The organism is Rhodopirellula sp. JB055 (assembly GCF_043100905.1).
Classification (GTDB): domain Bacteria; phylum Planctomycetota; class Planctomycetia; order Pirellulales; family Pirellulaceae; genus Rhodopirellula.
In genome coordinates this window covers 17170-43003 of the sequence record NZ_JBICHO010000208.1, presented here as the reverse complement: position 1 = coordinate 43003, position 25834 = coordinate 17170, and the positions used below count along the sequence as shown (strand labels likewise).

The 25834-nt window shown below is 56.3% G+C and carries 15 protein-coding genes; 9 read left to right on the top strand and 6 right to left on the bottom strand.

What is annotated here, in order from left to right; translation table 11 throughout:
* Positions 1–659: 659 nt before the first annotated feature.
* Both ACF8AM_RS08680 and ACF8AM_RS08675 read right to left on the bottom strand, forming a co-directional pair.
* Positions 660–2054, bottom strand: coding sequence for a DUF1552 domain-containing protein (locus ACF8AM_RS08680; RefSeq protein ID WP_392555252.1), 1395 nt, complete (start codon positions 2052–2054; stop codon positions 660–662).
* 17 nt (positions 2055–2071) lie between these two features.
* Complete coding sequence (locus ACF8AM_RS08675; RefSeq protein WP_392555251.1) at positions 2072–4018, bottom strand: DUF1592 domain-containing protein; 1947 nt, start codon at positions 4016–4018, stop codon at positions 2072–2074.
* 232 nt (positions 4019–4250) lie between these two features.
* Here ACF8AM_RS08675 and ACF8AM_RS08670 point away from each other — a divergent pair, with 232 nt between their 5' ends.
* The 4 genes from ACF8AM_RS08670 to ACF8AM_RS08655 all read left to right on the top strand — a co-directional run bounded on the left by ACF8AM_RS08670 (position 4251) and on the right by ACF8AM_RS08655 (position 9515).
* The gene (locus ACF8AM_RS08670; RefSeq protein ID WP_392555250.1) at positions 4251–4880 is read left to right on the top strand and encodes a PH domain-containing protein; all 630 of its coding nucleotides are present in this window, start codon (positions 4251–4253) and stop codon (positions 4878–4880) included.
* On the top strand, positions 4877–6520 hold the full coding sequence (locus ACF8AM_RS08665; protein ID WP_392555249.1) for a PH domain-containing protein: 1644 nt from the start codon (positions 4877–4879) through the stop codon (positions 6518–6520). The genes ACF8AM_RS08670 and ACF8AM_RS08665 overlap by 4 nt, the downstream gene beginning before the upstream one ends.
* A 101-nt stretch (positions 6521–6621) precedes the next feature.
* Positions 6622–7641 carry an ATP-binding cassette domain-containing protein gene (locus ACF8AM_RS08660; RefSeq protein ID WP_392555248.1) on the top strand — a complete coding sequence of 340 codons (1020 nt, stop codon included), beginning with the start codon at positions 6622–6624 and terminating at the stop codon, positions 7639–7641.
* Entirely contained in the window at positions 7638–9515 is a 1878-nt protein-coding gene (locus ACF8AM_RS08655) for an ATP-binding cassette domain-containing protein (RefSeq protein ID WP_392555247.1), read from the top strand. Before ACF8AM_RS08660 ends, ACF8AM_RS08655 begins: the two co-directional genes overlap by 4 nt.
* Before the next feature lie 409 nt (positions 9516–9924).
* On the opposite strand, the gene ACF8AM_RS08650 is transcribed toward ACF8AM_RS08655, so the two are convergent.
* The gene (locus ACF8AM_RS08650; RefSeq protein ID WP_392555256.1) at positions 9925–10845 is read right to left on the bottom strand and encodes a sugar phosphate isomerase/epimerase family protein; all 921 of its coding nucleotides are present in this window, start codon (positions 10843–10845) and stop codon (positions 9925–9927) included.
* 249 nt (positions 10846–11094) lie between these two features.
* Here ACF8AM_RS08650 and ACF8AM_RS08645 point away from each other — a divergent pair, with 249 nt between their 5' ends.
* The gene (locus ACF8AM_RS08645; protein WP_392555246.1) at positions 11095–12279 is read left to right on the top strand and encodes an NAD(P)-binding domain-containing protein; all 1185 of its coding nucleotides are present in this window, start codon (positions 11095–11097) and stop codon (positions 12277–12279) included.
* 52 nt (positions 12280–12331) lie between these two features.
* On the opposite strand, the gene ACF8AM_RS08640 is transcribed toward ACF8AM_RS08645, so the two are convergent.
* Together ACF8AM_RS08640 and ACF8AM_RS08635 are read right to left on the bottom strand one after the other, a co-directional pair.
* Positions 12332–13945 carry an amidophosphoribosyltransferase gene (locus ACF8AM_RS08640; protein ID WP_392555245.1) on the bottom strand — a complete coding sequence of 538 codons (1614 nt, stop codon included), beginning with the start codon at positions 13943–13945 and terminating at the stop codon, positions 12332–12334.
* A gap of 135 nt (positions 13946–14080) precedes the next feature.
* A complete protein-coding gene (locus tag ACF8AM_RS08635; RefSeq protein ID WP_392555244.1) occupies positions 14081–15571 on the bottom strand; it encodes a sodium/glutamate symporter in 1491 nt (496 codons plus the stop codon).
* Positions 15572–15832: 261 nt separating this feature from the next.
* Here ACF8AM_RS08635 and ACF8AM_RS08630 point away from each other — a divergent pair, with 261 nt between their 5' ends.
* Both ACF8AM_RS08630 and ACF8AM_RS08625 read left to right on the top strand, forming a co-directional pair.
* Positions 15833–16636 carry an MBL fold metallo-hydrolase gene (locus tag ACF8AM_RS08630; protein WP_392555243.1) on the top strand — a complete coding sequence of 268 codons (804 nt, stop codon included), beginning with the start codon at positions 15833–15835 and terminating at the stop codon, positions 16634–16636.
* Between the two features lie 51 nt (positions 16637–16687).
* Positions 16688–18220, top strand: coding sequence for a GMC family oxidoreductase (locus ACF8AM_RS08625; protein ID WP_392555242.1), 1533 nt, complete (start codon positions 16688–16690; stop codon positions 18218–18220).
* A gap of 21 nt (positions 18221–18241) precedes the next feature.
* Here the strand turns inward: ACF8AM_RS08625 and ACF8AM_RS08620 are convergent, their stop codons facing one another.
* Positions 18242–18808 (bottom strand): MaoC family dehydratase, encoded by a 567-nt coding sequence (locus ACF8AM_RS08620; RefSeq protein ID WP_392555241.1) that lies wholly within the window; start codon positions 18806–18808, stop codon positions 18242–18244.
* Between the two features lie 526 nt (positions 18809–19334).
* On the opposite strand from ACF8AM_RS08620, the gene ACF8AM_RS08615 reads away from it, so the two are divergent.
* Entirely contained in the window at positions 19335–20111 is a 777-nt protein-coding gene (locus ACF8AM_RS08615) for a DUF1080 domain-containing protein (protein ID WP_392555240.1), read from the top strand.
* Between the two features lie 319 nt (positions 20112–20430).
* Positions 20431–25797 (top strand): SUMF1/EgtB/PvdO family nonheme iron enzyme, encoded by a 5367-nt coding sequence (locus ACF8AM_RS08610; protein WP_392555239.1) that lies wholly within the window; start codon positions 20431–20433, stop codon positions 25795–25797.
* Positions 25798–25834 lie beyond the last annotated feature (37 nt).

Genomic DNA, 25834 nt, shown 5'->3' with positions numbered 1-25834 from the left:
CAGCTCATCCAGGCGGCGCCCTGTTTTCTCGGTTGGATGGTTCGACGGAGTTCCTCACGTCGAGCGTCGATGGCGAGTTGTTCCGCAGTCTGATCGATCCCAAAGACGGTGCCCCCTGAATCGAGATTAGTTGATCTTGCGAGAGAGGCCCGGAGGGCCGGCAGATCCTCTGCCGGGGCCGTGAGGCCCCGTGTATGGATTGGACAATGTAGCAAGCCCTGAAGGGGCGACAGAGTTGAGTGTTCTCTGTCACCCTTTCAGGGTTTTAGTTGTGGGGGTGGGAGCTGTTCCGGGGCCTGACGGCCCCGGCAATGGCTGTGTCGGCCCAATCGGGCCTGCGTGCTAGCCGGTGCGTTGCGTAAGAGGCCCAGAGGGCCGGCAGATCCTCTGCCGGGGCCGTGAGGCCCCGGTGCATGGATTGGACAATGTAGCAAGCCCTGAAGGGGCGACAAAGTTGAGTGTACTCTGTCACCCCTTCAGGGTTTTAGTTATGGGGGTGGGAGCTGTTCCGGGGCCTGATGGCCCCGGCAATGGCTGTGTCGGCCCATTCGGGCCTGTCGCGCGTGGCAGGGAGGTCGCTGGATTCGCCAGAATTTCGATGATCCGGTTTGGATGCGACCGGATTCTTGGCGAATCCGGCTACGGTGAGTGGTGCCCAATCAGGTTCCTGCCAATTCGGTGAGTTCTGCTTCGCTATCGCCGAATCGTTCGAGGTCCAATCCGTAGCGTTTGGCCATCGAGAGATACAAGTTGCAGACGGGGACCTGGCCTTTGGCAGCGATGTGACGACCGGGCTGGATCGTGCCGCCGCCGCGACCGGCCAGCAACAACGGCAGGTTGTCTGGGTCGTGACGGTTGCCGTCGGAGAAGCTGCTCCCGAACATGATCATGCTGTTGTCGAGCAGGGTCGAATCGCCTTCCTGGATCGCTTTCATCTTTCGCAACATGCGGCCGAATTGCTCCGTGTGCCAGCGATTGATGAGCTGGTACTGAGCGATTTTTTCCTCTTTATTCTCGTGATGCGATAGTTCATGGTGCCCTCCATTGACGCCGTCGAGGAAGCGGAACGAGCGCCCCGACACATCGTTGGCGAACATGAACGATGCGACGCGAGTCGAATCGGTTTGGAAAGCGAGCACCATCATGTCCAGCATCAGATCGATGTGCTCGCGGAAATCACCCGGTGTCCCGTTTTCTGGGATCTCCATGGCGTGACCGTCGGCGATGCGTTCTCTTTCCGCTTCGTAGCGTTCGCGATGACTTTGGTCACGCGTGGCAAATTCAATTCGCTTTTCCACTTCGCGGACGGAGTCAAGGTACTCGTCCATCTTGAATTGATCGTCGCGACTGAGTTTACCGCGAACGAGATGAGCGTCCTCCAAAACATAGTCCAGCAGGTTCTGGTAGGAACGAGCCTCTGGTGTGCTCGTCTTCATTCGTTTGCCAAACAAGCGTTCGTAGACGACTCGCGGGTTGATGGCTTTGGCGACGGGGCGAGTCGGTGACTGCCACGAAATGTGCGAACCATACAAACGGGTGTAGCCAACGTTGCTGTCGATGCCGCTGATCACGGGGTCGATGCCCAATTCCAATGAAGGCAGAGGCGTTTGGTCGCCCACCTTGGCAGCGATCAATTGGTCGATGGAAACACCACCGCTGCTGATGTCTTTTCCGGTCGTTTTGGCGACCGGCATGCCAGTCAGGTAGTTGGCCGTTTTGGCGTAGTGCCCATCGCCGCCGTGCGAGTGTTTTTTGTCGAGACCAGACAATACGAGGAAGTCGTCTTTGAGATCCGCCAGCGGTTCGAGAGACGGTGACAACTCGTAATCCGCTCCCTCGGTTTCAGGCACCCAGTCCTTTTCCCAGACGCCGTTGGGGAAATACAGAAATGCTGTGCGAAGCGGCGGTTGAGGCTCGTCATTGGAGCGGCCGGACGAACTCGAATCTTGGGGCCAAGGACCAGCCATGGTTTCTGCCATGGAAGCCATCCAAGGCAGTCCGAGCACGGCTCCGCTGCCACGCAAAAAGCGACGACGAGGAATAGGCGTTTGCATGATCTACCTAAAAGGGCTCAAGGGGTGGCGGGCTTGAAAAAACGATTTCGGAAGGGGTAACTGGTCACAATGGTTTCCAGCACCACCGTGGCGCGTTGGTCGTTCTCGTCGAGTGCTTCCAAGCAATCGTCGACCACGCAACTGTCGAATTTGTTCAGCGAACGGCCCATCGCGAAACCGAATAGTTTTTTGACGAAGTGCTGTTTGAATTCACCACTTCGTCGCAGCAGCAACTGTTTCAATTCCTCCGGGCCAGAAAACGTTTCCCCCGAAGGCAGTTTCCCGCTGGAGTCGATTGCGAGACCGTCTTGGTCGTTCCGCCAGCGTCCGATTGCATCGAAGTTTTCCAACCCGAATCCAATCGGGTCCATTCGATTGTGGCAGGCGGCGCACTGAGGGTTCTTGCGGTGAATTTCCAGTTGTTCGCGCAGCGTCGCCGCATGGTCCGCTTCTGCTTCTTCCAGTGCGGGAACCCCTGGTGGTGGCGGTGGCACACGTCCGCCCAACACCTCTTCCAATACCCAGCGACCACGCAGCACGGGACTGGTCCGGTGACCGTAGGAAGAGCGAGTCAGTACAGCGGCGAGCGTGATCACGCCTCCACGGCGGCGATCCGAGAGTGGGATGCGTTTCCACGTCTCCGAGTCGTCGGATTCGGTCAGCCCTTGTTCGGAAGCATCCAATCCGTAGTAGGATGCGAGTGTCGCATTGGCATGAATCGAGTCCGCATCGATCAATTCCATCAACGGACGGTCGTCTCGAAAAACGTTCCAGACCGTTCGCACGGCTTCTTCTCGCATCGCAGCGGCCAAGTGTTCGTCGAAGTCCGGGAACAAGTTCTTGTCGGGTTTGGACTCGCCTTCGAACTGCGAAAGCCCCAACCATTGCAAACCAAAGTTTTCACCCAAGGCTCGCGATCGTTCGTCGGCGAGCATGCGATGCAACTGCGTGAGGATCTGTTCGTCGGTTGCCAGTTCATTGGCATCCGCCGCATTCATCAGCGTTTCATCAGGAACCGACGACCACAGAAACAACGCCAACCGCGTGGCCAGTTGATGTGGTGTCAAAGGTTGCACGCCACCGGCTTCGGATTCCGTTTCGACAACGAACAGAAAGTTGGGTGAGACGAGGATGGCCTTGAAAGCATCCGCTGTGGCTTCGCGAATGGAGAGGCCTGATTGTTGCGACGCATTCATCAACGCCATCAAGCGATCGACCTCCGAAGTTTCGACAGGGCGTCGCCAGGCTCGGCGAGCAAACTGGTGGATCGCCGCTCGAGCCTCATCTTCGTTGGATAAGCTGTTCAGCAGGTGACTGGCCAGCGAAGAATCGCCACCGGATTCCAACGCGTCTTGGATGACTTGGTTGGCAACGGCGAGGTACTGTTCGATGTGCAAGGCTGACGTGAACAGTGCGTCACCAGCGGTGTCAAACCCTTCGCCGCCCGAGCCATCCGATGGGATTTGCAACGATTCATCGACTGGCATTCCGACCAGATCGTGAATCGAGTTGAGGTATTCGGTCCGCGTGAGACGGCGGCTCATCACAACGCCGCGGTACCAGGCCTGGGTTTCTTCGTTGGCGAGTTTGGCACACTCGTTGTCGTCCGGTTTCGAATCGAACCAGCGATGAACGAGCGCTTTTTGTTCGTCGTTGAGTTGCGGGCTGCCTTCGGGGGGCATCTCGTTCAGACGAACTCGTTTGGCGACTTCTTCCCAAACCGTCGCGTTTTGCTGAAGATCCTTTGCCGCACCAAATCGATCCATGTCAAAACCTTCGGAGTCCGCGCCCCGGTGGCACTCGGAACAGGCCTGATCCAAAATCGGATAGATTGCTTCTTCGTACTGTTTTCGCCACGCGGCGAACGGATCATCGTCTGAAAACGAGATGGTGGGCACTGAGACGACCGCAAAGAATACGGCGCAGCAGAAAACGGGGCGGGCGAGTGATTTCGCTGGGAACATCAAAAGGATGCTCAAACGGCTGGAGGTGGGGGATTTCGCGTTCAAAGTGGAATTGTCCGCGGGCGGGACCTCTAGTCTACCCAATTCGGTCTGATCCTCCAACTTGAATCGGGCTGGGAAGGGAACGAATCGCGGAGGTGTTTTTCGGTTCCGTCCCATCAATCTCTTGTCCCCTTGAATCTCTAAGCATTGTGTCTCGTTGAAGACTTGCCCCCCGAAAGTGAATTGACTGATGAGCACGGACCCTGACACACATGCGAAGGAAGAGGTGATGAGGGAAGTTGAACCCGTCCTCGTTCCAACCGCGGAGCATCTGCCTGCCAGTGGACCCGGGCTGCAAACAGGCGGTGAAGGGGGATTTCAATCGTTGCCGATCGAGGCGTTGCGTTTGGATCGATTTGTGGGCGGCATTTTCATCGCGATTGTTGTGTTGGTTTGTTTGATCGGGATGATGATTCCCTTGTTTGTCTCCGAGGCAACGCTGGAAGTGTTGGGATGGGCAGCGACGGGGTGTTTGATGATATTGGGAGCGGTCATTTACGGAGGTTGGTTCTATCCCAAAGCGGCACACCGTTGTGCATCTTGGCGGATCAGTGAACATGGTTTGGAAATCCGCCGAGGCGTCTGGTGGCGACATCGAATCGTGATCCCGCATTCGCGAATGCAACACAGCGACATCGAGCAGGGGCCTCTGCAGCGAATGTATTCGTTGGCGACGCTGGTCATTCACACAGCGGGAACCAAGGATTCGTCGATTCAGCTGGAGAATTTAAACTTCGAAACTGCCGAGCAACTGCGAGATGCCCTGACGAGCGGTCACGGAGAAATGAGTCTCTTGCCTGAACGATCGGTGACGGCATGAGTTCAGAGCCGAAACCGCTGCATCCGATTTCGATCGTCTTTCAAACCGTCGCGGTTTTAAAACGCACGATCCTTCCACTGGTCTTGGTTGCTTGGAACGCAGCCCAGTCGAGTTGGCTTGGGTTCTTGGGGGCGTATGGATTTTTGGCGGTGATGGTTTCGGGTTTCGCGGTGATCGGATTTGTCCGCTACTGGTTCTATCGCTACCAGTTAGCGGACGGAGAATTGATCGTGACGTCCGGCGTCATTTTCAAGTCCAAGCGAAACGTCCCCGTCACAAGAATTCAGAACGTCGATCTGGTTCAGAATTTGTTTCACCGGATGTTGGGTGTCGCAGAGGTTCGCGTGGAAACGGCCAGCGGCACGGAACCCGAAGCGATCCTCAAAGTGCTCTCGCTCAGTGAAGTCGAATCGCTGCGTGAGCGAATCGAATCAGCGCGGCAACAAGGGGGGGCGTCCGAAGCGTCTCGAAACGGCGTCGCGGCAGAGCCAGTGGGCATTGGGTCAGATTCCGTTGGCACCGTTCCGAATGAGGAGACCTCGTTCGCAGACGCTGGACCGGTTTCGGCGACCACGACTTTGCTGGACATCCCGTTGAAGTGGTTGGTGCAAGCCGGTTTGGCCAGCAACCGCGGGTTTGTGATGGTTGGGATTGTCATTGGGATTCTCTCGCAACTCCTTGGCCGAGGCGATGAGTTGGCTCGCCGGATCACAAAGAGTCTGATTTCAACGAGTGATCTAAGTGTCCGAAACTCGCAATCCAGTTGGTGGGAATCATGGTTGGTTTGGATCGGGGCATTGGTGCTCGTGTTGGTGGTGATTCGTTTGCTTGGGATCGCTTGGTACGTGCTGCGGTTTCACGGTTATCGGTTGGAACTTCGTGACGAAAACTTGCAGCTCTCATGTGGTTTGCTCACGCGGGTCTCGGCCACGGTACCGCGACGCCGTATTCAGTGGATCAGCATTCATCGCACACCGCTGCAACGCTGGATGAAGCTGGCGTCGATTCGAATCGAAACCGCCGGTGGCGCTGGCAAGCAAAACGAAGACGCCGCGACGACAGTCACGCGTCGTTGGTTCGTCCCGATCATTCCCGAATCCCGTTTGGATGAATTGATCGAGCATCTTCGCCCGGGGTTGGATTGGTCCGAATCCGCGTTGACGTGGCAGTCTCTGGACGATCGGGCACGCAGGCGGATGCGGAAAAAGTCCATGTTGCGAGCCCAGGGCATCAGTCTTCTTGTGGCTGGAGCGGCTTTCCTTGTTTCGGATTCCCTGTATTCCTTGGCCTTCGGATTGTTGGCTGCACTGGTGTTGATTCCATGGAACATTTGGGTTTCGCATCGCAGGCATCACCATTTTGGATTCGCGGAATTGCCATCGGGCGAGGGAGTCGTCATTCGCGAGGGATTTTGGAACCGAAAGGTCAGTTGCACCTTCTACGACCGGATTCAATCGGTGAGTTGTTCGGAAAGTCCTTTTGACCGTCGGTGGAGGATGCAAACACTGCGGATTGATACCGCCGCAGCGGGCCCGGCCGATCACACATATCGGCTGCCGATGCTGTCTCAAGAGGTTGCCAGCGAGCTGTTCGAACGCTTGGCCAGCAAGACGTCACGAATTGAGATGGTTTGGGATTGAATGGGCGATCAGGGTGGGTGCCGCCTCGCGAGATTTGGAACTGTCCTTACAATGGCTCGTTTTTACGACCGAAATCGCACGTCTTCCTGCAAGTCCAACCCATGTCGATCATTGAAGTTCGCGATTTGACGAAGAACTACCGCGTTTATCAGAAACGCGAGGGGATCGGCGGCAGTATTCGCGGCCTGTTTCGTCGCGAATTTCGCGAGGTCACCGCCGTTCGCGGGATCGATTTGGAAGTCGATCAGGGTGAATTTGTTGCTTTTCTCGGTCCCAATGGAGCCGGAAAGACGACGACGCTGAAGTTGCTCAGTGGGGTCATTCAGCCAACCTCTGGCACCGCTAGCGTGATGGGGTACGTGCCTTGGGAGCGCGAAGATGGATACCGTCGCCGGTTCGCGTTGGTGATGGGGCAAAAGAACCAACTGTGGTGGGATTTGCCCGCCCGCGAATCGTACCGTTTGCACCAGCACATCTACGGGATTCCAGATAACGAATTCAAGACGCGGTTGGACGAGATCAGCGATCTATTGGACGTGACGCGTTTGCTCGATCAACCCGTTCGCGAGCTTTCGCTCGGCGAAAGAATGAAAATGGAATTGATCGCGGCGTTGTTGCACAATCCCGAGGTGTTGTTTCTCGACGAGCCGACCATCGGGTTGGACGTGATCGCTCAGCACAACATCCAGCAGTTCCTTCGGTACTATCAAGAGAAACGCAAGATCACGATTCTGCTGACCAGCCACTACATGAAGGACGTCGCCGCACTTTGCAAGCGTGTGGTGGTGATTGCGCAAGGCACGATTCAGTACGACGGTTCTTTGTCTGGGATCGTTGACAAATTCAGCGGCTACAAATTGGTCACGTTGCAATTCGCGGCTTCTGAAAATCTCACGCGTCCCGAACGGCTCGGGGATGTCGTGGACGAAAATTGGCCCAAGCTGACTTACAAAGTGCCACGTGCGGACGTGCCGCGATTGTTGGCTGAGACCTTGCGAGACCATGTGATCGAGGATGTGGTCGTGGAAGACCCACCGCTCGAAGATGTGATCGCTGACCTGTTCCGAGAGTCCATGGACGATTCCACCAACGACGTTTCCGAAAGCACCGCGACAGCATGATTTCACTGGATGATTTGACCATCGGTTTTCGCGGACCAGCTTTGCTGGACGGAGTCTCGGCACGCATCGAACGCGGGCAACGCATCGGCTTGCTCGGTCGCAACGGGGCCGGAAAAACCACTTTGTTGAAGATGCTGTCCGGCGACGTCACGCCGGACAACGGGCAAGTGATTTTGGATTCCAACGTGCGATTGGCACGGCTGACTCAGGACGTTCCTCAAAACGTGAAGGGAACCGTCCAAGACATCATGACGTTGCCTGCCGAACAGTTCTCGGAAATGGGGACGACGGCTGGGTTGGGAACGGCTCTCGGTCCGACGGATCACGCCACGTGGGAACCTTGGGAGATCGAACAAAAGATCGAGGAAACGCTCTCGCGAATGAACCTTGATCCGCAGACCGAATTCGAGAGTCTTTCCAGTGGGATGCGACGTCGCGTGTTGCTGGCCCGAGCCATTGCCAGCGAACCCGACATGCTGCTGCTCGACGAACCGACGAACCACTTGGACATTCAGTCGATCTTGTGGTTGGAAGATTTTTTAAGTCGTTGGTCGGGCACGTTGATGTTCATCACGCACGATCGATCGTTTCTGCAATCACTCGCCAACCGGATCTGGGAAATCGATCGCGGACGCCTGTTCGATTGGACATGTGACTACCAAACGTTTCTCAAACGTAAAGCCGCGGCATTGGATGCCGAAGAGAAGCAGAACGCTTTGTTCGACAAACGCTTGGCCGAAGAAGAGGTGTGGATCCGGCAAGGCATCAAGGCTCGGCGAACGCGGAATGAAGGCCGTGTTCGTGCCCTGAAAGCAATGCGGAACGAAGCCAATCAACGCCGCACCGTCGAGGGCAAAGCCAAATTGAATCTGCAGGTGGCAGAACGCGGCGGGGCTTTGATCACAAAAATGGAGAACGTTTCGTTCGCCTACCCAGGAACCGATCGAGTGATCATTCGCGATTTCACGTCGCTGATCATGCGTGGGGACAAGATCGGAATCATCGGCCCCAACGGGGCTGGCAAGTCGACTTTGTTGAAGTTGATCCTGGGCAAACTGGAACCAACATCGGGTTCGGTGAAATTGGGAACGAACCTGAAGATCGCTTACTTCGACCAGTTGCGCGATTCATTGGATCCAGAACTCACGGTCCAAGAGAACGTCGGCGAGGGCAGTGACAAGATTCAGGTTGGCAATGCGACCAAACACATCATGGGGTATCTGCAGGATTACTTGTTCACGCCCGAGCGAGCACGAACGCAGGTCAAGTTTCTCTCCGGTGGTGAACGCAACCGCGCGCTGCTCGCCAAATTGATGACCCAGCCAGCCAACGTCATCGTGCTGGACGAACCGACGAATGACCTCGATGCAGAGACGTTGGAACTGCTGGAAGAGCAATTGGTGGGCTTCGACGGACCGCTGTTGATGGTCAGTCACGACCGGACGTTTTTGAACAACGTTGTGACGAGCACGTTGGTGTTCGACGATGATTCGGATCCCGGGATCGTCAACGAATACGTGGGCGGGTACGACGAATGGGAGGCGGTGGCCAAACGGCGGAGAGCGGAACAAGGCACCACCAAAACCAGCGGCAAGAAATCGACTTCCAAGCCACCTTCGAGCAATGGAGATTCGGAGAAGTCGGCAGCGAAACCGGCCAAGCTTTCTTACAACGAGCAACGCGAATTGAAGCAATTGCCAGGAAAGATTGAAAAGCTTGAGGCGGAGATCGCGACGATCCACGAAGAGATGGCGGCGCCGGAGTTTTACCAGTCCGGCGGGGATGTGATTGCCAAGAAGAGCGAGGAATTGAAAGCGAAGGAAGAGGAACTCGCCCAGTCTTACGAACGCTGGGAAACGCTCGAAGCTCACTGAGTCCAGGGCATTGAGTCCAGGGCATTCGTGGAAGTGATGCGCACGAGAGTAGAACAGTTGTCCTCAACTGTTCCGTCGGGCAGCGTTCAGCCGCCAAGCCTCACCCCACCCGAGGTCGTTTCAACCATTGCGTCACAAGGCATCAACGAGGCGGCATCTCCTCACGTCGTCCCCTTCCAGGGCGACCGTTTGTTCTTCGCGATCGTTCTCGGGGCTCCCACCCCGAGCGAAGGATGCCGGCCCCATACGTGGCGATGCGTGGAGGTGATGCGCGCGAGAGTAGAACAGTTGTCCTCAACTGTTCCGTCGGGCAGCGTTCAGCCGCCAAGCCTCACCCCAACCGAGTTCGTTTCAACCATTGCGTCAACGAGGCGGCATCTCCTGCGCCGGCACCATCCGGGGAGATGCGTTACATCCTTGGCAGGAACATTCGGAGGTAGTCGTGGCTTTGTTTTAGAGCTCGGATTCGGTTTTCGATCGATCCTTCGTAGGCTCGGTCTTCGACTTCCACGCACACGGGGCCGCTGTACCCTGTATCGGTCAGGATCGAAAAGAATTGGCCCCAATCGACTTGTCCCAGTCCAGGGAGTTTAGGCGTGTGCCATTCGTTCGGGTTGGCGAATACGCCGACTTGATCCAACATCGCCTGATCGACCCGGACGTCTTTCGCGTGGATGTGCACCAAGCGATCTGCAAACGCTCGCATCGGTGTCAGGTAGTCCATGTGCATGAACACGGGGTGGGATGGGTCGTAGTTCAGACCAAAGTGTTCGCTGGGAAATGTCTCAAACATCCGCCGCCAAATCGCGGGGCTGGTCGCCAAGTTCTTGCCGCCCGGCCATTCGTCGTCGGTGAACAGCATGGGGCAGTTTTCGATTCCGATCCGCACATCGGCTTGGTCGGCTGCTTCAATGATCGGACCCCAGACCGATTCAAATCGGGGCCAGTTTGCGTCCACCGTCTTGGTCCAGTCACGACCCACGAAGGTGGTGACGCGGCCGATCCCGAGTTTGGAAGAGGCCTGGATCAACTGAATCAGGTGCTCCGCCGCGAGCCTGGATTCGTCTTCGTCTGGTGAAAGAGGGTTGGGGTAGTAGCCGAGCGAACTGATCGCGACGTCGTACTGTCGGCAGAGCGATTGGATTTCATCAATCCGTTCGTCCGATAGTTCGGTGACATCGATGTGGGTTGTTCCTGCGTACCGACGTTCGGCTTTCCCTGGGGGCCAGCACATCACTTCCACGCATTCGTAGCCACACTGACTGGCCACCGCGAACACTTGTTCTAAGTCGTACTCGGGCAAGATGGCGCTGACGAAACCAAGCTGCATCATGTGATTCACACTCGTAGGGGGCCGACGGCAGAAGTGAACAGGGGACGGTTTCGCGATTCGAACCGGTCCCGAATTTTGGTAGAATATAGCGGGTTTGATCATCGCTGATTGGCCGCAGGGGGTCTTCTTGCCAATCCATCACAATGTCTCGTTCCCGCATTCATGGCTGATTCAAAGACGTGCTGTCCTTGCGGATCAGTATCGTGAATTTGCATTCCCTTTCAAAATTTCATTGCCGGCAGTCTCGTGAAACCAACCGAATCCAGTGACGCAGCACCTCATGAACCCAATCGCGTTTGCGATGTGGTGGTGGTCGGTGGCGGGCCCATTGGGATCGAAACCGCGATTGAGTTGCGACAATACGGCATCGACGCGATTGTGTTCGAGGCTGGTCCGCTCGGGCATACCATTTCGTGGTGGGCACCCCAAACGCGTTGGTTCAGCAGCAACGATCGAATCGCGATTGCGGGTGTGCCACTGAATACCGTCGATCAATCCAAAGCCAGTCGCGAAGAGTATCTGAACTACTTGCGATGCGTGGTCGACCAGTTTGGCGTTCCGGTGCAAACGTTTTCAAAAGTTGACAAGATCGAGGCGCGTCCCGACCAGCCTCGTCGTTGGCAGGTGCAGGTGCGTTCGAAGTGGATTGAAGCGTCGGCGGTGGTCTTGGCGATCGGCGGAACGGATCACCCCAATCGATTGAATGTTCCTGGCGAGACACTTCCGCACGTGGATGGATACTTGCGAGAGACGCACCATTACCACGGTCGTCGAGTGTTGATCGTGGGGGGACGCAACAGCGCGGTCGAAGCGGCGATTCGTTTGCACCGCGTCGGTGCAAAGGTGACGTTGAGCTATCACCGAGAGGAGTTGCCAACGACCAGCATCAAGTACTGGTTGCGTCCTGAGATAGAGGGGTTGATTCGCAGCAAAGCAGTGGAGGCGTTGTTCCAAAGTCGCGTTACCGGAATCACTCCTGAACGAGTCGATCTAGAGCAGACTTTGCCCGATGGTCGTCATCACACGTTGCACATGCGTTTCGACGATGTGCTGACGTTGATCGGTTACGACCAAGACAAAACGCTTTTCAAGCAGCTCGGGATTCCAATGGAAGACCCTGGCAAAAAGCCCGTTTACGACGAAGCCACCATGGAAACCAAGCTGCCTGGCATTTATGTCGCGGGAACTGCGGTTGGTGGAACACAAAGCAGCAAGTACCAAGTCTTCCTGGAGAACTGCCACGTTCACGCAAAGAAGATCACCCAGCATTTATTGGAAAGCGGCCTGGGAAGTCCTTCAGGTAATGACGATGGAAACTCGAAGACCGGAAAGCGAACTTCCAGCGGCAAGCAATCCGCCGTGCGGGCAAGCTCCGCTTCCGGTTCCAACGAAGCCCTCACGCGCCAGATCGAGATGAATCCCGAAAGCTGAAGGCTTCGCAGGCGGTTGGTGGATTTACCCGTTGTTGGAACGCCGCTGCGAATCACTCGCTGGCAACGGCGGCGGCGAGTTGTTCGTAGGTGCGTTGATTGTTAACGCGAGTCCCACGATTGTCGCAGGCGATCTGGTACAAGTGTTGGCCGATCGGGGTCGGATACTTGCCCGTCACGCAGGCTTGGCAGAGGTGGTCCTCGGGCAAGTTGATCGCCCGTGCGATCGCCGACACCGGCAGGTATTGCAGTGAGTCGGCACCGAGATCGTCTGCCATGCGTTGCTGAGATTCTTCGTCCAGTTCGCCGGTCAACGAAAAGTACTTTGGCGCGATCAATTGATCGATTGTGCTCATGTCGATGCCGTAGAAGCACGGAGCAACGATCGGCGGGCACGCCACACGAACATGGATTTCTTTGGCACCGCCAACGTCACGGATTCGGTCGAGCAGCGCGTTCATGGTCGTGCTTCGAACGATCGAATCCTCGACCAAGATGACTCGCTTGCCCTGCAAGACTTCGCGGAGAGGCGTGTACTTGGCGGCTGCCTTGGCTTTTCGTGCTCGTCCACCTTCGATGAAGGTTCGTCCCGCGTATCGGTTGCGGATCAAACCTTCGCGGCAAGGGATCGACAACTCGTAAGCCATCGAGTCCGCGGCGGCTTTGCTGGTATCGGGAACCGGAACGATGATCGTGTCTGGATCGTCCAAATCCACGCGTCCAAACTCCCGCTCTGCGGTGGCCAGTTCGCGCCCTAGGTTGGTGCGCGAAAGGTAGACGCTGCGATCGTCCAGCGTGCTGGCGACGTTCGCGAAGTAGATCCATTCAAAGAAGCAATGTTTCGGGGTTTCCGGTTCCGCGAATCGTTCCATTCGGAAACCTTCTTCGGGATCGATCAAAATCGCGTGGCCTGGTGGCAACGATTGAATTTGATCGGGTTCGAAACCCAGGTTCAAAAGTGCGACGCTTTCACTGGCACAAGCGAACAGGGGGCCTTCATGGATGTAGCACATCGGTTTGATGCCCTGCGGATCGCGAGCGACCAGCATTTCGCCTTCGGCAGTCAACAATGCCATGGAGTAGGCACCGTCGAATCCGGCCGTGACTTCTTTCAGCACATCGATCCAGTCGACTCGTTCCTGCGATTGAGAAAGCAAGCGAGCGATCTCGTGCAGAATGATTTCCGTGTCGGTGTCGAGCGCCAGGTGGTGGTCGCCATCGGCGAGCAGTCGTTGCTTCAGCAGCGTGTAATTGGCCAGTTGGCCGTTGAAGCAGAAACTGAACCATTTGCGTTTGTGGATGTGCCGACGTTCGAACGGTTGAGCGTAGTTCCGGTCATCGGCACCGCAGGTGGCGTAGCGAACGTGTCCAATCGCGGCTCGCCCGGCCAATGATTTCATCAGCGATTCGGCTTTCGCCCGGTGATTCAGCCGGAAGACCTCCGTCACCGTCCCAACGTCCCGCCGGGTTTTCAACAGCGCGGGACGATCCGGGTCGAAGGTGGACATCCCGGCGGCAAGCTGCCCTCGATTTTGGATGTCGAGCAACATGCGGGGCAACAGACGCGAAATTTGTCGCGGTCCGTCGTCCGTGCACACGGGGCTGCGCCCGCGACCAGAAAGATGGTAGATCGCGGCAACGCCGCATTCGTGATTCAATTCAGCCATGAAATCTGCTAGGAGGTGATCGCTGGGGCGAGGAAACTACAGTCTACCGATGCCAGGCAATAACGCAATTCGCTGAACTACCTGGTTTGCCAAACCCGCCGCCATTCGGGCGGGGTGAAGGGCGGTTTCGACGGGTCAATGGGATCGTCTCGATCGGGCACCCAGGACGATCAGTACCACCAGCAAGGTCGCAAGGATCAAGGCTGGCCAAGCGATCGATACTCGCGAAAGCACGACCAAAGGCATCGCAACGGTGATCATGCCACCGCCAATGAACGGTGCTGACAAGGGGGCCGCCAACGCGTAGTCCTCTGCCGCACCGGACTTCAATTCCGGGTCGACGACCCGTAGCAATACAAACCCAGTCGCTGTGGTGCCAGTTGACATTCCAAAATTGATCAAACCCAGCGAGAACCAATTCTCGGGCGGCAAAATCCTTCGAGACAAAAACAACAAGCAAAACGTCGACCAGATCGATCCGGCCACAAGAAGAATGGTCAAAGGCACCCACAAAGACGCCACGGCTGCCAAATTCAGCGTCGTCACCGCCGCAACGACCAGCAAGTCCATGGATGTTCCGGAAATCCGATGGATGGTTTGTTCGTCGATCAAGCGAACCTGGCCGATCGCTCGCAGCAGCATTCGCACGATCGCACCGCCAAACAGCGTGTAAATGAACAGCGGAAAAGACCCAACGATGCTGGCGGGAGTCAATCGCGATCGCAGTTGAGACTCGCCGGCGTCCGGGGCTTCACGCTCACCGACGATACCACCAGTGTCGACTGTGGTTGGTTCGGCGGATTCAGCAACGGAGTTCGTGCCGATTGCGTCGGCGACCCAGCCAACACCGCTCTGCATCGCGACGCCAATTCCCATTGCCAGAGCCAACCAGATGATTTGCAGTAGCAGCGGGTCCAGCACACTCCCGTCAATTCGGGATCGGCCCAACGAGCCCGCTTGGGATGGCGGGGCTGGCTCGGTGGTTGCCGGGGTTGCCGGATGGGGCGTTGAATCGTCGGGTGATTTGTCAATCTGAATCCAGTTCAGCCGAATCGCGAATTGGATCCAAAGGATTCCCGAGACCAGGCCGTAAACCAATCCGCCGGTCGCCATCATGACGCCCAAGTCGAATCCTTCCTCCCAGCCGATGGAGGAATGTTTGAACACGTCGCCCATCGCCGCCGCGGTTCCATGCCCGCCAGCAAAACCGGTTTCGATCAACATTCCTGCCGAGGATGGCAGATCAAACTGCGGCCCGATCCACCACCAAGTGACCCACAGTCCGACGACGGTTTGGCCCAGCACGATGATCCAAACCATCAGGCCTTGTTGCATGACATCGCGGACCAAGTGCCCGCTGGCCGATGACGATTCCTTTTCGCTTTTGCCCAGCAACATGGCGGCAAAAACAACGGCGATCAACGTCGAGGGCCAGGGTCCGAGAGCGGACACGATCGGTTCCAGCGTGTCGTGTTCGTTCCAACGGAAATATTGAACGATGCCCAGCCCGATGAATCCAGCGATCAAGGACGCCGGGATCAATCCCTGGCGAAACCATGCGACTTGTTGACGCAACCCGACTCCAAGGATCAACAAGGCACAGACAAAAACGATGGCGTGAAGCATGGTCCTCGATCCGGAAGTTTCGGGTGCGGCCGTCACCGCTGCCGCGAGCATTTGTTTTGTGCCGCTGCCCCTCGGTTGTGGATGTCGCCAAAGGAGTCGCACCAGTGTCGCTGGTCGCGGAGGGCACGCAAGGTGACGGGAACGGATTGCGGGTGAGAGATGGGCAGTGACAAAGTTCCCAACGCAGCCTACAACATTTGCTCCGGAGTCCGCCTCGGCGACTGCTTTTCTCCGTCAGCCTCCGTCTTTTCGCAACCCAATATGCTCGCAAGAAAACCACTGTTTCCCGGCGTGATCGAGTTGAACTTTCAAGCTGGAGAAGTGCTTGGGTGCAACGTCTATTTGGTCCACGATTCGAATGAGTGGATTCTGATTGACATTGGGTATGAAGAAACCGTCGATGACTTCATCGAAATCATTCGTGGTTTGGATTTCCCGCTTTCGCGGTGCAAAACCCTCGTCGCCACGCACGCGGATGTGGACCACATTCAGGGGCTGGCCAAGGCCAAGCAAATTCTGAAGACAACCATCTCGGCGCATCCCAACGCGGTGGAGCCTCTGACGACCGGCGACACGCTGAAAACCTTGGCGGTCATCGAAGCGCAGGATTTGAAGATGGCGATGCCTCCCGTCGAGATCGAAAATCAAATCAACGACGGAGACATCCTCACCGTTGGGTCAAAACAAATCGAAGTCTGGCACACGCCCGGCCACACCGACAGCCAACTGGCGTTCCGAATCGACGATGTGTTGTTGTCCGGTGACAACCTCTATCGAGACGGATGCATCGGTGCGATCGACGCTCACCACGGCAGCGACATTCGATCCTTCGTTCAATCTCTGACCCGCATTCGCGAAAGTGATGTGAAGTGGTTGGCTCCTAGTCACGGTCCGATCTTCGCCAAGGACAACGCGATGTTGGACCGAGTCATCGAACGTGTCAGTGGTTACCTGCACATGGCTGACTTTGGAACGCTCGCAGAAGATTGGCCGTTGATGAATGAGTGGGACGATGAAGTCGCCCAGGGAATTTTGCCCGATGGATGGCAAGCTCCCGCGGAGTGACCGTTTCGTGTTCACTGACATTCGATTCGGCCCACAACCAACCAACTCAACGTGAACGCTTCTCAGTCACTCTTTCCAAGTTCGAATCCCGCTTCAAACGGGACCGACTGTCCCGATCAATTTTCGGATGGAGTGGTGATCCTTGGTGGTGGTTTGTGTGGCCTGCTTTTGGCTCATGAGTTGGCACGCAAGTTTGCCGTTCGATTCGGTGCCGACGCACCTTCCATTTGGGTGGTCGAATCGCCGTGTGGCGAAGTCTCCGCATCAGATCAACAACGTCCCGCTCGTTGGCTTCGCCTGATCGGTAGCGAAGCGGACTATCAATTCCGAACGCAGCCCGCCGAAGCGTTGGCGAAGAGAGCAATCGCATGGCCACGCGGGAAAGGGTTGGGAGGCAGCGGTCGGATCAATTCCATGATCTGGTTCCCACCGACTTCGGGCGATTTCCGGTTGCTAGCGAAATCTCTCGTGCCGGAACAACCGCCGAAGGATGACTCATTGGCGGATGCGCAGCAACGACTTCGCCGGGCATTCGCTCGCGCTTGCCAGATCATTCGTCCAGAGCGAACCCGGTGGCTCAGCCCAACCAGTCAGGCTTTTTTGAAGGCGGTCACGGAACACGATAGTGGAAGCTACCGGGCTTACGAACGATTGAACCGAAATGGACGACGGTGGACCGCGGTGGATGCGATCAACGATTTGCAGCACAGCGATCCGGTCGCGGCGAAACTGATTCACATCGTCCGGGCGAACGTGCATTCTTTGGAACTCAGCGATCACACGGTGACCGGGATCCATTGGGCCGATGGCCGGACGAGTCAGGTTGCAGACGGTGTGCGAGTGATTTCGTCACTGGGCACAATCGCGTCACCGACGTTGCTGCATCGCAGCGGACTGACCGACCCGCAGATTGGCGGGAATCTGCATGACCACTTGATCATGCCCATCATTCATTCGCACGATGGTCCCGCGTTTTCCGATTCGCACCCTGACATGATGGCGTTGGCCCAGTGGCAACACACAGGCGGAGGCCCGATTGCGTGCAACATCGCCGAGTGTGGTGGTTTGGACAAAGCTCATCGCTGGCAGTTGCATGTGACTCCCACCGACTACCTTCGGTTCCCCAACGACACACGGCGATCCGCGATGACGATCGGCGTCAACGTGACGCATCCGCGTTCGCGAGGGCGGATGACCTGGACGGCAGAGGAGACGGTGATCGACGCGGGCTACTGGAATGACGATCGCGATCGGACCGAATTACTTGAAGGAGTCCGCTGGGTCCGAGAATTGGTCCAGCGGTCTGGGGTGGATCGAAAGTTGCAATCCGAGATGATTCCCGGGGCCAAGCGACAATCCGAGGAAGCGATCACCGCGGCGATGGCCCGCTACTCACAAACGCTGTATCACCCGGCGGGCACGTGTGCGCTGGGAAGTGTCGTCGATTCCCATTTTCGCGTTCGGGGCCTCGAGAACTTGCGGGTTGTCGATGCGTCGGTGTTGCCCGAGCCGACGACTGGGAATCCAACGGCGACCCTTGCAACGTTGGCATGTTTCGCGGCCGAAAAATTGGGCGATGCCTGAGCGAATCTCAGGCGACTCAGGTCAGCGAGGTTGGCGACGGTAGCGTTTGTTGGAAGCCACCAAGGTCACAAATTTACCCTGTTGCAACGTCCGGCCGTCGTCGCTGACCAATTGGCGGTGCCAAGTGATTTTCGCGGCGCGACGACCGTGGGCTTCGGATGATTCGACGGAGGTGACCACGCGAACACGTTCCCCGAAGAAGACTGGGTTTTCGAAGTTCCATTCGCTGACGGATACCAGCGCGAGCGTCGCGGCACGTGGGAATTCCGTTGACAACCCGGCCAGGACACTCAGCCCCAGCAGGCCATGTGCAACGGGGCGACCAAACGGCGAAAGGGGCATCGCGGTTTCGTCATTTTCCTCTTCCTCGTGCAGCGGATCGAAGTCACCTGTCAATTCCGAAAAGGCACGCACGTCATCGGCCGTGATGGTCCGCCAAGGACTCAGCCAATTCTGCCCGACGGTCAGGTCTTCGCAGTAAAGCGTGTCGGTCGGCTCGATCGCATCCTTGGCGATGACAACGGGATCCGGGCGAGTCGCATTCTGCGAAGAGAGGATCGCATCGTGAATTGGTATCGAATCGGACATACACGTCATTCCTTGTTTGTTGGCACTTCACCGTGAGCCGCGTGAATCAGTCAGACACGTGGATCGAAATCCTTGGTTGGCCGCGCCTCAGCCGCCGTCGGTGAAGATCATTCAGGCCTCGCAACCGTGCGAGTCGAACCTGTGGTTCGCCTGGTAGGCACTTTGACCAATCGAATCACGTGAAGCAATTCGAGGACCAGACATTCGCTTAGAATATGCCAAACCCTGCTCAAGGCAATCTGGCTGAGGCGATTGGGCGAACTGTGCGGGCGGAAGTTTTTTGATCCGAATCAGTTCGATGACGTTTTTTCCCGGTTGAGGACGCTCTGGTGACCGTCTGTCGCCGCATCGCTGTCTTGGTTTGCCGGAGGGGAGCCTCGTGCTCGGCAGAGGGAACGCCGCCAGAAAGAATTTCAACCGCGAAATGGCTCAATGGTTGGCGACGGCGTTTCGTTCAACCATACTCTCCCTCGATCAATTTGATCTTTGCCTCTCGCTCCCTCCTTCCCCAACGGGTCCCACCTCCATGAGAAAATCGCTTTTCGTAAATACCCTGGCCCCCTCCAAAATGACTTCGTTCGCGTTTTGCGTCGCGGTCGCTTTTGCCAACGTCCTCACCGTGCAAGCGGATTCGCCCTCAACGTTGCCTGCCGAAAGCGGCATGACCTCGATCTTCAATGGCAAGGACCTGACCGGCTGGAGCGGTGACGAGCGACTGTGGTCGGTACGCGACGGTGTCATCCATGGCGAAACCACTCCCGAGAACAAAGCCAACGGAAACACGTTTCTGATTTGGGAAGACGGGAACACGAAGAACTTCGAAGTGCGTCTCTCGTTCCGTTGCAACGCAGCGAACAACTCGGGGATCCAGTACCGATCCAAGCACATCACCGACAAATCGGCTCGCAACAAGTGGGTTGTGCGTGGGTACCAGCACGAACTTCGCAACGAGAACAAATTCCCGAATATCTCCAGTTTTATCTATGACGAAGGGGGCCGTCGCGGTCGCATTTGCTTGGTAGGCGAGAAAGCTGTTTGGAAAGACGGAAAGAAGCAAGTCCTGGATACCTTCATGGACGAAGCTGAATTCCAAAAGTTGTTCAAGTTGGATGACTGGAATGAAGTGGTCATCATTGGAAAGGGGAACCACATTCAGCACTTCTTGAACGGGAAGTTGGTGCTGGACTTCACGGATGAACAACCTGAGTTGACGCTGCTCGATGGCAAATTGGCTTTGCAGCTCCACGCTGGCAAACCGATGTGGGCCGAATTCAAAGACATTCGCTTCAAGTCATTGGACTGATAGAAGCCTCGTCACAGACTCCTGGACGAGAATTGAAATGACATCGTCACGCGTTTCAATCTGAAACGCGACGACCGATTGAAAACAGGATGGTATTGATGCCACACATCGCGAATTGATGTGCGGTAAGCTGGACACTTGTGGGAGACGTTCCTGAACGTCTTCCACTGGTTTGTCAGGATTCCCCTTAGAGGACGAAGGTTTGGCTTCCGACTCGGACCTTCCCAGCAACACTCCGCCCAGTCGTACTCCGCCGAGTGATATTCCGCCGAGTGATAATCCGTCGGGGACCAACAGGCGACCATCCGGGACCTCCCAGATGGACGCAACGATTGCGTCCGGCAAGAACGTGGCTGCGATTGAAACGCCAGATTGGATCGGGCGGTATCGAGTCATCCGTCGTATTGGCAGCGGTGGTTTCGGATCGGTCTTTCAAGCGAAAGACCAATCGCTGAATCGTGACGTCGCGATCAAGATTCCGCTTCGATCACTGCAAGACGTCAGCGATGAATTCCAGTGGGCGACGGAAGCCCGCATGGTCGCGAAGTTGGATCATCCCAACATCGTCCCGGTTTACGATGTCGGCCATTCGGACCAGTTTCCCTTCTTCGTTGTTTCGCGATTCATCCAGGGAGTGGATCTTCGCGAACGTTTGCAGGCGGCCAAGCCGTCGATCGAAGAATGTCTGAATTGGGTTCGCTGCATCGCCGAAGCACTCGATCACGCTCATTCCAGCGGGGTTGTGCACCGAGACATCAAGCCAAGCAACATTCTGATTGACCCTCAAGACCGAGCTTGGTTGACGGATTTCGGGTTGGCGATGAGCGATGATGCACCACGCCCGAGTCGAGCTGGATTGCTGATCGGAACCTACTCCTACATGAGTCCTGAGCAAGCTCGCGGGGAAGGTCACCTGGTTGACGGCCGTGCCGACATCTTTGCGCTCGGGATTGTTCTGTACGAGCTCTTGACGGGGCGACGTCCCTTCAGCGGTGGTTCCAACCAACAGTTGTTGCAGGACATCGTTCGGGCCGAACCGAGACCGCTTCGACAATTCAATCCGCGATTGCCGGTTGAACTGGAACGCATTTGCTTGAAAGCCTTGGCTCAGCGCGTATCGGATCGCTACGACACTGCCGCTGCGATGGCCGCCGACCTCGACGCTTACCAAAACGAAGAGTGCACGGTCGACTACAGCGTGGGATTGTCGGCAACGTTCGTTCCGACTGCGAGCTCATTGTCGGCACCGGACGACTCATCGAGCAAGCCTCGGTCCCTCGCGGAACCACGTGTGATCCCAAAGGGACTGCGGGCGTTCGATCAGCACGACCGTGATTTCTTCTTGCAACTGGTTCCCGGTGCACGTGACGCTCGCGGGATTCCCGAAGTGCTTCGGCAACTGAAGATCCGAATCGATTCGCGAGACATGGACGATGTGTTTCGGGTGGCGCTGATCTACGGTCCGTCTGGTTCAGGCAAGTCTTCGTTGATGCAGGCGGGTTTGGTGCCGTTGCTTGATGCTTCGGTGGAAGTGGTCTCGGTGGAAGCCAATGCTCAGCACACTGAATCTCGACTGCTAGCTGCACTTCAAAAAATGGATTCGATCACATCGACTCAGTCGACCTTGATCGGCGCGATGGCATCGATTCGAAAGAATGGCGTCAGCGGCGGCAAAAAGGTTCTGGTGATCTTGGACCAATTCGAGCAATGGTTGCACGTCCACCCAAGGATGCAAGACGAGGTCTTGGTCGATGCGATCCGTCAGTGTGATGGTAAGAACCTGCAATGTGTGTTGTTGATCCGGGATGATTTTTGGATGCCGGCGACTCAGTTCTTCAACGAATTGGACCTGCGATTGGTCCAAGATGTGAACTGCATCGCCGTGGATCGCTTCGATCGCAAACACGCGAACTACGTCTTGACCGAGTTTGGTCGGGCTTACGGATGTCTGCCTGAAGATCTGGGAGAGATCAGCAGCGAACAATCCAAGTTCATTGCTCGCATCATTGATGCGGTTCAGGAAAACGGACGCGTGATTTCGATTCATTTGGCAGTGCTGGCTCAGATGCTGAGAAGCCGCTCTTGGAATTTGAAGACGCTGGCAGAGTTTGGCGGCGCTCAAGGCGTCGACATGGTTTACCTGCAGTCCACGTTTGAAGATTCCAATGCCTCTCCTCATCACCGCAGGCTACGCGATCCGGCGAAAGCGGTCTTGGCAGAGTTGTTGCCCGAACGAGGCACCAACATCAAGGGGCAACTGAAGGACTGGGGACGCTTGCAGTTGGTCTCCGGTTTGGACGATGCGACGTTTGGTGAATTGATCGAAGCTCTCGATGGAGAACTTCGGTTGATCACGCCTACCGCAGCAGTGGATGGTGTGAATTCCGGATTGTCACAGCGTAGCTACCAGTTGACGCACGATTTTTTGGTCGAGCCCATCCGTGATTGGTTGACTCAGAGCGATCGGCAAAGCGTTCGTGGGCGAGCCCGATTGAGACTGAATGAGTTGGCCGAGTATTGGAAACACAACCGCGAAAATCGGTTTTTGCCGAGCGGTTTGGAGTACCTGCGTTTTCTCTTGCTGACGGAATCTGCTCAACGCACCGATGATCAGGCCAAGCTGATGTCGGCTTCGGCTCGATTCCATGGGGCGCGATGGGCCACGGCGGCTGTCCTGCTCGTTGTGTTTGGGCTCGTCGTTGCTGCGATCAATCGGAACATCGCACACCGGATGGCGATGCAGGAAATGGATTCGGCGGTATCCCGCTTGCTAGCCGCTGATGTCGCAATGGTGCCCGAAGTGATCAAAACCATGCAGCCATTTCGCGAGGAGGCCAAACCTCGTTTGCAATCCGTTTTGAACGATCCGGGCAAAACGGACCGGGAAGTATTGGCAGCTAGGTTGGCTTTGGTTGACCAGGACCCAAGCCAAATTGAGTCATTGGTGGATGCCATTCCAGATGCCAACCATGACGCACTGGGGGTGATCGCAGAAAGGCTTCGTTTGCAATTGGAGCCCGCGACCGAACTTTTGTGGGCGCGGTTCCAATCCGATGAGTTGGATGAAGACCAACGACTTCGCCTGGCTTGGGTGCTCGCACAACTCGATCCCAATAACCCCGAGTGGACGAGTCACTCGCCACGATTGGTCGAAGCGATTGTGAACCAAAATCCAACGCGAGTCATCGAGTCCACGCCGGGTTTCACTCGCATTGCAGAACACATCATTGAACCCGCCGCCGAGTATTTCGTTCCAGCCTCCGATGGAAATCCCTATGGGGAGGAAGATGATGTGTGTTTGAACGCAGCGTTTTTGATATCGCATTGCCTTCAGCCATCCGATCCGATTCTGAAGGATTTGTTAGTTGTCGCAGACAAGGATCAATTCGAGCTGTTGTTGTCGGTCGCGGAAACGGACCCTGGTTCCGTTTCGCAGTTCCTTAGTGAAGAACTGAAACGCGAAGCGATGCCCAGTTGGGCGGACACCGCGAGCATCGAATTGCTCCCCGATCTCAATGCGGAATGGAAGAATGAAATCGTTGGGATGCTGGGTTTCGCCGAAGAGTCCTTCGCGATGATCCAACGCTGCCCGCTGTCAAGATTTGAATCGTTCGCGCGAGCGATGCATTCTTTCGGGTATCGTCCCGAGTGCGTGCGAGTTTATGCCTCTGGGACGGAAGCATACGTCGCATCCGCTTTTAAACGCGATGAACTGGATTGGCGGTTCACTCCTGATGTGACACGCGAATCTGTGGGGGACGTTCAACAAACAATGCGTGACGATGGGTTCTATCCCTGCGACGTCACCGCGATTCCTACTGAATTGGTGGGCGAAGAACCAACGCAGGCATTGCAGACCTACGGTGTGCTGTGGACTGAATGCCCGGAGGGAGTCATCGATGCTAAAATCTACTTGGGCCTGACCGAATCAGAGCACCAATCGAAAGGCTGGGAACCGCTGTTGCACAGTGGGTTTGTGCCCAAAACGAACTTAAAACGCCGGCATCCGAGCGGGAGTGATCGCTACAGTTCGGTCCGCTATCGGTTGGTTTCACCGCCGATCACGGAAGACACCTGGAATGAAAGTCCTTTCAGTTTTCAATCGCGGGTGGTGCTGGGGAAATGTCAAACGGACATCCGTTTGAATCCTCCGGGTGAGTTCGACGAAGACGCCGTGAGCTATTCCGCCGTTTGGAGAAATGGCGGAGCGTATGAGTCAACGACACTGCAGCGACTGCCTATCGCAGATCACTTGAAAGAGGCCAGTCAATTGGCCGCGGAGGGATATCGGCTGGGCAGCCTGTCGTTGGTGGAAGACGACGAAATCATTGCAGCGTCGGTTTGGATTCGTTCCGTTGTGAGCGATGAACAAAAAGACCATGTTGCCAGTCGGCAAGCAAACGCGATCATTGCGTTGGCCCGTCTGGGATCCACGGAACATCTTTGGGAATCCTTGGAGAACTTGCCTGATCCTCGGTTGCGATCGTTCTTGATCGATCGGATGGCGTCGCTCAGCGTTCCAGCCTCGATTTTGCTTGACCGGTTGGAGATGGAAGACAATGAGTCACGCCAGTCTGCCTTGTTCGCAGCACTGGCGCACTACCGTCCGGAGCAATTGCCTGCTGATGAGCTTCGGGAATTGAAAGCCTCGGTGAATCGTTTGGGAGTCGAGCATCCTCATGCTTCCATCCATTCCATTTGTCGCTACCTCGCCAACAAGTGGAAGTGGAAGGATGTTGTGAAGCGGATTGACCAGGCCCAACGACCAATTCTGGCGTTGGAAAACTCTGAAAGTGAGTCGGATGGCCGAGGCTCTGAGGAACTCGCTCCCGTTTGGGAGCGAAATGGGCAGGGGCAGACGATGGTGACCATCGCGGGACCAGTCGATTTTGTGATGGGATCACCGGGGCACGAGTCTTTTCGTGATCACTCGTTGGAGATTCCGATTCGCACCAAAATCCCGCGGACATTCGCGATCTCGGATGCCGAAGTGACTTTGGAGCAATACCAACGCTTTGATCCCGACGCGAGTTATGCGACCCAGTACGCGCTTCACCCGGATTGTCCGATGACTTCCGTGGGGTGGTTCAATGCGATCAAGTATTGTCGTTGGCTGAGTGAACAGGAGGGCATTCCTCCATCGCAGATGTGTTATCCATCCATTCCTGAAATCGAGCGTGATTACCAGTCGCCGGAAGGAATCAAACGTCCCAAGAATTTCCTGGAACGCACTGGTTACCGACTGCCGACTGAGGCGGAATGGGAATATGCTTGCCGAGGGCGCACGCACACGCCTCGTTCTTACGGGTACGCTCCCGAATTGTTGCCTCAGTACGCCTGGACAACGGAAGGCTCCGCCCAAAATTCTCGAGTTTTGTTTCGTCCGGTCAAGCAATTGATGCCCAACCCGTTTGGTTTATTCGACACGCTCGGCAATGTCATGGAGTGGTGCGAAACGCACGATGTCTCACGCCGGGAGAACAAGAAAATGATCGTCGACACGGCGACTGGATTGATTGACAACCAATCGACGTACCGGGTCGCACGAGGCAGTGCTGTTTTCTACATCCCCACGACCATGCGTTCCGCCAAGCGAGAGGAAGAGAAACTGTACACGTATCATCCGTACCTCGGTTTTCGTGTGGCACGCACTGTGAAGGTGGTGGAAGAACGTGGGGCGGAATGAGTGGCCAGACATCGTCTGGTTGGCGATGGCTCGCGAT